The organism is Allostella sp., from assembly GCF_041913585.1.
Taxonomy (GTDB): Bacteria; Pseudomonadota; Alphaproteobacteria; order ATCC43930; family Allostellaceae; genus Allostella.
The window spans coordinates 1-4,374 of record NZ_JAYSFE010000215.1 but is presented as its reverse complement, the minus strand read 5'-3'; the positions used below and the strand labels follow the sequence as shown (position 1 = coordinate 4,374).

The window sequence follows — 4,374 nt, the reverse complement described above, 5'->3', positions numbered from 1 at the left end:
CCCCCCCCCCCCCCCCCCGCCGCCGGGCGCCCCCCCCCCCGGGGGGGCCGGCCCCGCCCCCCCGGGCGCCCCCCCGCGACGATGGCGTTGAGGATCGCTTCCTCGACCGCGTCGGCCGTGCCGGCGAAGACCGGGTTGAGCTGCTCGTTGGGCAGGTGGTCCAGCGCCGTGACGCCGCGCTCGGGATCGAGCGGCAGGGCATTCGCCGTCGAGAAGGCGAGGAAGATGTCGCCCGAGCCGTTGTTGCCCGACGTGCCCGTCCGCGCCATGCCGACGGCGGCGCGGCGGGCGACGCGCTGGAGCTGGTGCGGCAGCAGCGGCGCGTCGGTCGCGACGATGCCGATGATCGACCCCTCGCCGGGTTTGCCCTCCGGGGTGGCGGCCGGCCGCGACGACCAGGGTCGGCCGAAGGGCCGAAACTCCTCGCGCCGGCCGAAATTGGCCTGCACCAGGGCGCCGACCGTCCAGTCGCCCGCCGCCCGGACGCGGCGCGAGGCGGTGCCGATGCCGGCCTTGAACTGGTAGCAGGACATGCCGGTGCCGCCCCCGACCGCCCCTTCGGCGACCGGCCCCGACCGCGCCCCGTCGAGGGCCGCACGGACATGCTCGGGTTTCAGGTGGCCGCCGTGGGAATCGTTGAGGAAGCCATCCCAGGTCTCGCCGACGATCGGCAGGTGCCAGAAGCCCGGCCCCATGGCGCGGCCGTGCCGGCCGAGGAACCAGTCGAGCGAGGCCGCATGGACGACCCCGACATTGTGCGTCCCGGTCAGGCAGACGGGCCCGAGGAACCAGCCGTACTCGGCGACGAAGTGCGACCCCGTGAGTTCCCCGGCGCCGTTGAAGGAATGCATCGCCGCCCAGACCGGCGCCGGGCGCCCATCCTCGCGCCGCGGCAGGATCGCCGTGACGCCCGTCCGCACCGGTCCCTCGCCAACGCGCAGCGCGCCCTCGCCGCAGATCAGCGTCGTGTGCCCGACCGCCACGCCGGGGACGTCGGTGATGGCGTTCGCAGCCCCGGTCAGTCCCGAGAAGGGAAGGCCCAGGTCGCGCGCCCGAACCCGACCGCCCGCACCCTGTCCTGCCGCCATCACGTCGCTCCTGTTGCCTTGCCCGTCTGCCGTATGCGGGAAATTCCTGGCGCAGTCACCCGGATATCGTAAGGTCGCGGCCCTGGGTTCTGGGGGGAATCAACTTCGGGCATGGCCACCGTCGTCGTGACCGCGTGGGACTTGCCGCGCGGCGTGCTGCTGTCCGGGCTTCTCGCGTCCCTCGATGCCGTCGGCTGCGACCTGCCGGTGCGGGTGTTGGTGCCGGACCACGCCGCCGCCCGGGCGGTGGTGGCGCGCCGGCGCGCCGCCGGCATCGGCGCCGTGGTGCTGCGGCCGCGGGGTGACGAACCCTTCGCCGATGCGCTCGCCCGGACCCGGCCGCTGCTGCCGCAGGCGGCCCCGGGATTCGGCCGCCATCTCTGGCTCGACCCCGCGACCTGGGTGCAGGCGCCCGACGCACTGCCGGTGCTGGCCGCGGCCGCGGGCGGCGGGAGGCTCGCCGGCTGCTACCAGGCCGACCGCGCCTACCCCGCATGGTTCGGCGACGACCCGCCGTGGGCGGCGATGCGGCGAGCGATCGAAGCGGCGTTCGGTTCCGAGGCCGGCAGCCGGCTCTGGATGTGCCCGGTCATCGACGGCGGCGTGCTGGCGCTCGATGCCGACGCCCCCCACTGGCAGGCCTGGGCGGCGGCGATGGCCGAGGGCTGGGAGCGCCGTGCCGCGGTCCCGGCCCCGTACGCGTTCGCCGACCTGGCGCTGACGGTGGCGGTCGTCCGCGGCCGGCTGCCGTTCGCGCCGCTGCCCGCCGCCTGGAACTGGCTCTGCCACCAGGCGCTGCCGCGCTGGACCGGGGAGCAGCTGGTCGAGCCGGTGCCGCCCGGGGCGCCGATCCGCATCCTCCATCTCTCCGGCCCGACGCGGGCGGCCGTGATGCGGCTCGGCGACGGCGCGGGCGGGCACTATCGCTCGACCCTGCGCCATCCGCTCGCCGTCGCGCGCGAGGAGGCGGCGCCGTGAAGCCGCGGGTCATCCTCGTCACCGGCTGCGACAGCCGCCAGTTCCCGCTCGCCCGCTGCCTGATCGCGAGCGTCGCCGCCCATGCCGCGGCGGACGGCATCGACCTCGGCTTCATCGACGGCGGCCTCGGCGCGGCCGATCGCGCCCACCTCGCCACCCTGCCGATCGCCGTCCGCCCGATCGCCTGGGACTTCGACTTTCCGACCCGTGCCGTCTTCGAGGCGACGGCGCCCGGCGTCGCCACCCTCTTCGGCAAGCTGCGGATGCGCCGCCTCTTCCCCGGCTACGACGTCTATCTCTGGCTCGACGCCGACACCTGGGTCCAGGACTGGACGGCGATCCCGTGGATGGCGGCCGAGGCGCCGCGCCACGAGCTGCTGATCGGTCTCGAGTTCGACCGCGCCTATTTCCTGGGCCATCTCGACTGGAAGATGTGGCGCCATTTCGGCGGCTGGTACGGCGAGGCCTTCGGCCCCGAGATCGCCGCTGCCCTCGATCGGAAGCCGATGATCAACACCGGCGTCTACGCGATGGCCGCGGACACGCCGCTCTGGGACCTCTGGGAATGGCTCTACCGCCAGGCGATGCAGCGGCAGGCCGACCATCGCCGCGGCCCCCTCTTCATGAGCGAGCAGACAGCGCTCAACGTCGCCGTCCATCATCACCGGATGCGCTGGGCCTCCCTGCCCGCCGCCTGCAACTGGCTCTGCCACCTCGCGGTGCCGATGTGGGACCCGACCGCCGGCCGCCTCGTCGAGCCCTCGCCGCCGCACGACCCGATCCGCATCCTCCACCTCTCGGGCTGGTCCAAGGACCGCGCCCACCGCATCCCCGGCCGCGACGGCCGCCCCTACCGCTCGCGCCTCTTCCATCCGCTGGAGGTCGAGCCGGACCCGACGGAGGCATGACGATGCTCTTCATGGTGATCGAACGCTTCCGCGACGACGACATGGTGCCGGTCTACCGGCGGGTCCGCGAGCGCGGCCGCAGTCTCCCCGCCGGCCTCGAATATGTCGACAGCTGGATCGCCGCCGACTTCGGCCGCTGCTTCCAGCTGATGCGCTGCGACGACCCGGCCCTCCTGCAGCGCTGGGTGCTGCAATGGCGCGGCCTCGGCGTGCGCTTCGAGATCGTCCCGGTCGTGCCCAGCCGCGAGACGGCGGCGCTGGTCGAGCCCTTCCTCGATCCTCAGCCGGCCCAGGGCGGCTCGGCCCCGGAATAGTCCGGCAGCCGCTCGGGCGCCGCGGCGAGGAAAGCCGGAACCGTCCGGCAGGCCGCGTCCGCTGCCACGAGGCGCGGATAGGGAGCGAGGTCGCAGGCGAAGCGCCGGCAATTGTAGAGCTGCGGCACGAGGTGGAGGTCGGCCAGGGTCGGGCGCGGACCGAAGCAGAACGGGCCGCCGGCCTCCGACCGGCGCAGCGTCTCCTCCAAGGGCGCGAGGCCGGCCGCGACCCAGTGCCGGTACCAGCCGTCGATCTCGCCCGGCGAGCGGCCGAGCGGCCCCGCGAGGTACTTCCGCACCCGGTTGTTGTTGAGCGGATGGAGGTCGGCGGCGATCGCCTGGGCGAAGGCCCGCACCTCGGCGCGCGCCACCGGCGCGGCCGGCAGCAGCGGCGGCGCCGGATGCAGTTCCTCCAGCAGTTCCAGGATGGCGCCCGACTGGGCGACGATGCGGCCGCCGATCGCCAGCGCCGGCATCAACCCCTGCGGATTGAGCTCCCGCCAGGTGCCGGGCGGCAGGCCGGACACGGGCACGTACTCGAACGCCAGCCCCTTGAGATGGAGGGCGATGCGCACCCGCCAGCCGGCCGAGTTCCGGGCCTGGCTGAAGAGGCGCACCGCCCCGCCCTCGCCGTCAGGCGGCGAGCGCCGCCTCGACCGCCTGTCCGACCGAGAGCAGGCGGCGGTCGTCGCCGTGCTGGCCGACGAGGCAGAATCCGACCGGCGGGCCGCCCGCCGGCGTCGCCGGAATCGAGACCGAGCAGCGGTCCAGGAAGTTGCCGAGCGCCGTGTTGCGCAGGATCAGCAGGTTGGTGCGGCCGTAATAGCCGTCGTCGGCGAAGCTCGCGATCGGCGGCGGCAGCACGACGCAGGTCGGCATGACGACCGCATCGAACTGCGCCGTCCGCGCGTCGGCCCGCCGGTTGATGTCGGCGCGCGCGTGCAGCAGGTCGACATAGTCGGCGGCATCCATCGCCGCACCGCGCTCGATCCGGACGCGGACGCGCGGGTCGAAGCGGTCGCCGCGGTCGGCGATGCGGGCGCGGTGCAGAGCCCAGGCCTCGGCGACGGCGAAGCCGCCCTTGGC

The 4,374-nt window shown here is 74.5% G+C and carries 6 protein-coding genes; 3 read left to right on the top strand and 3 right to left on the bottom strand.

The annotated features are described in order from the left end of the window. Positions 1-1,088 (bottom strand): P1 family peptidase (locus tag ACE3Q3_RS23105; RefSeq protein WP_374450008.1); only part of this gene is annotated, 1,088 nt, incomplete at its 3' end. 111 nt (positions 1,089-1,199) lie between these two features. Here ACE3Q3_RS23105 and ACE3Q3_RS23100 point away from each other — a divergent pair. The 3 genes from ACE3Q3_RS23100 to ACE3Q3_RS23090 are packed head-to-tail and all read left to right on the top strand — an operon-like array spanning position 1,200 to position 3,288. After that, positions 1,200-2,066: a hypothetical protein gene (locus tag ACE3Q3_RS23100; RefSeq protein WP_374450006.1), complete on the top strand. Its 867-nt coding sequence runs from the start codon at positions 1,200-1,202 to the stop codon at positions 2,064-2,066. Next, positions 2,063-2,974 (top strand): hypothetical protein, encoded by a 912-nt coding sequence (locus ACE3Q3_RS23095; protein ID WP_374450004.1) that lies wholly within the window; start codon positions 2,063-2,065, stop codon positions 2,972-2,974. The genes ACE3Q3_RS23100 and ACE3Q3_RS23095 overlap by 4 nt, the downstream gene beginning before the upstream one ends. Next, positions 2,971-3,288: a DUF3303 domain-containing protein gene (locus ACE3Q3_RS23090; RefSeq protein ID WP_374450003.1), complete on the top strand. Its 318-nt coding sequence runs from the start codon at positions 2,971-2,973 to the stop codon at positions 3,286-3,288. Before ACE3Q3_RS23095 ends, ACE3Q3_RS23090 begins: the two co-directional genes overlap by 4 nt. Here ACE3Q3_RS23090 and maiA read toward each other — a convergent pair. Together maiA and ACE3Q3_RS23080 are read right to left on the bottom strand one after the other, a co-directional pair. After that, complete coding sequence (maiA, locus tag ACE3Q3_RS23085) at positions 3,255-3,905, bottom strand: maleylacetoacetate isomerase (RefSeq protein WP_374450001.1); 651 nt, start codon at positions 3,903-3,905, stop codon at positions 3,255-3,257. The genes ACE3Q3_RS23090 and maiA overlap by 34 nt on opposite strands. A 16-nt stretch (positions 3,906-3,921) precedes the next feature. Continuing rightward, positions 3,922-4,374, bottom strand: a 453-nt coding sequence (locus ACE3Q3_RS23080) for an amidase family protein (RefSeq protein ID WP_374449999.1), incomplete at its 5' end; no start/stop codon positions are given.

Excerpts from the sequence above, each read along its gene's own strand:
- ACE3Q3_RS23100 (WP_374450006.1), top strand. The coding sequence starts at position 1,200 with ATGGCCACCGTCGTCGTGACCGCGTGGGACTTGCCGCGCGGCGTGCTG.
- ACE3Q3_RS23090 (WP_374450003.1), top strand. The coding sequence starts at position 2,971 with ATGACGATGCTCTTCATGGTGATCGAACGCTTCCGCGACGACGACATG.